Genomic DNA, 1,791 nt, shown 5'->3' with positions numbered 1-1,791 from the left:
GCAATGAAAGTTTTGTGCTGTGGCGCACTCCTCAGTTGACACTGATGTTGTGATACAATATTTTCCATTGATATCCGTCAACGGTATCGTATTATTGGATTGACGGATAGCCAGTAATGGCAGCGACAAAGAAATTTTTGTCGTGCAGTGCTGAATGCAGAGCGCTATATAAGGATACGTGAGACGAAAGGTCTCAGCCTTTGCGGCCAAGCCGTTCTGTTATTCAGAAACTTACGGGTACATAAAATCAAAACGCCCTGACCACATTTTGGGAGAACAACAACAATGTTCAATAAAATCACGCGTCGTGCCAGCAAGTTCGCGGCCGTTGCAGCAGCTGGCCTGTTGGCAATGAGCGTTCAAGCGGCTGATCCTATACGTATTGGTTCTTTTCTATCGGTGACTGGCCCTGCGTCTTTCCTTGGAGACCCGGAGCTGAAAACCCTGGAAATGTATGTTGAGAAAATCAACAACGAGGGCGGTGTGCTGGGTCGCCAGCTTGAGCTTGTTCATTACGATGACGCAGGCAATGCCTCTAAAGCGCGTAACTTTGCAAGCCGGCTGATTCGTTCAGATCGAGTGGATATCATTGTTGGTGGCAGCACCACTGGTGCGACCATGGCGGCAGCACCAATGGTTGAACAGGCGCAAATCCCTTTCATTTCTTTGGCGGGTGCCGTGGTTATTACCACGCCAGTCAAGAAGTGGGTGTTCAAAACGCCTCAGTCCGACCGTATGGCGGCAGAGCGTATTCTTAACGATATGAAATCGCGTGGGTTTACCAAGGTCGGTTTGATTTCCGGCACCGGTGGCTTTGGCAGCTCTGGCCGTGAGCAAACGCTTCAGGTAGCCAAGGAGCTTGGTGGAATCGAGATCGTTGCTGATGAAACCTATGGTGGCTCAGACACCGATATGACCGCGCAGCTCACCAATATTCGCGGCGCCGAAGGTGTGCAGACCATTCTTAACTTCGGCTTTGGCCAGGGCCCGGCCATTGTTACCCGTAACTACGCCCAGTTGGGTATTGAACTTCCGTTCTACCAGTCTCACGGTGTGGCATCTGACGGGTTCCTCGATCTTGCAGGCAGCAGTGCGGAAGGCCTGCGTTTGCCGGCTTCACCGCTGCTGGTACCCGAATCGCTACCAGCGTCCGACCCGCAAAAGCCGGTCGTTGAAGCCTACAAGAGCGAGTACGAAGCCCACTGGGACGCCAAGGTATCCACCTTTGGTGCCTATGCCTATGATGGTCTGATGCTGGCCGTTGAAGCCATTGAGAAAGCTGGAAGCACAGACAAGGCAGCCGTGCGCGATGCCCTTGAAAGCATTCAGGGCCATGTAGGCGTTACCGGTACCTTTAATATGTCAGCCGACGATCACAACGGTCTGAAAGCTGATTCCTTCCGCATTCTGGAAGTTCAGGATGGCGGCTGGAAGCTAATCAACTAGGCTTATTCCCATCCGTACAACAGGTTGACAGTCTTCCTTCCGGGAGGGCTGTCAGCCGCTGCGCGAGCGGACCTGATTATGTTCTCTGAATTCCTACAGTACCTGTTTACCGGTATCACTATTGGTGCCACTTACGCCCTGATTGCACTGGGCTTTACCCTGATTTATAACGCCAGCCACGTGATCAACTTCGCCCAGGGCGAGTTCCTGATGATTGGCGGTATGGCGACTGTGTCTTTGACAGCTATGGGTGTGCCCATGCTGCTCGCGATTGTACTTGCTGTGGTTCTGGCGGGTTTGCTGGGTATCGCGCTTCAGCGCCTGGCGATTGCCCCCGCGAAAAWT

At 52.8% G+C, this 1,791-nt stretch carries 1 protein-coding gene and 1 pseudogene; both read left to right on the top strand.

Annotated elements, in window-relative coordinates:
* Positions 1–285: 285 nt before the first annotated feature.
* The gene (locus BCA33_RS18970; RefSeq protein WP_071268294.1) at positions 286–1,446 is read left to right on the top strand and encodes an ABC transporter substrate-binding protein; all 1,161 of its coding nucleotides are present in this window, start codon (positions 286–288) and stop codon (positions 1,444–1,446) included.
* Positions 1,447–1,524: 78 nt separating this feature from the next.
* Positions 1,525–1,791, top strand: a pseudogene (locus BCA33_RS18965) (branched-chain amino acid ABC transporter permease); the annotation flags it as partial.

This window comes from Marinobacter sp. AC-23 (assembly GCF_001858325.1).
Taxonomy (GTDB): domain Bacteria; phylum Pseudomonadota; class Gammaproteobacteria; order Pseudomonadales; family Oleiphilaceae; genus Marinobacter.
This window is presented reverse-complemented; position numbering and strand designations above follow the sequence as displayed.

Coding starts and splice junctions, on each gene's coding strand:
- BCA33_RS18970 (WP_071268294.1), top strand. CDS start 286: ATGTTCAATAAAATCACGCGTCGTGCCAGCAAGTTCGCGGCCGTTGCA.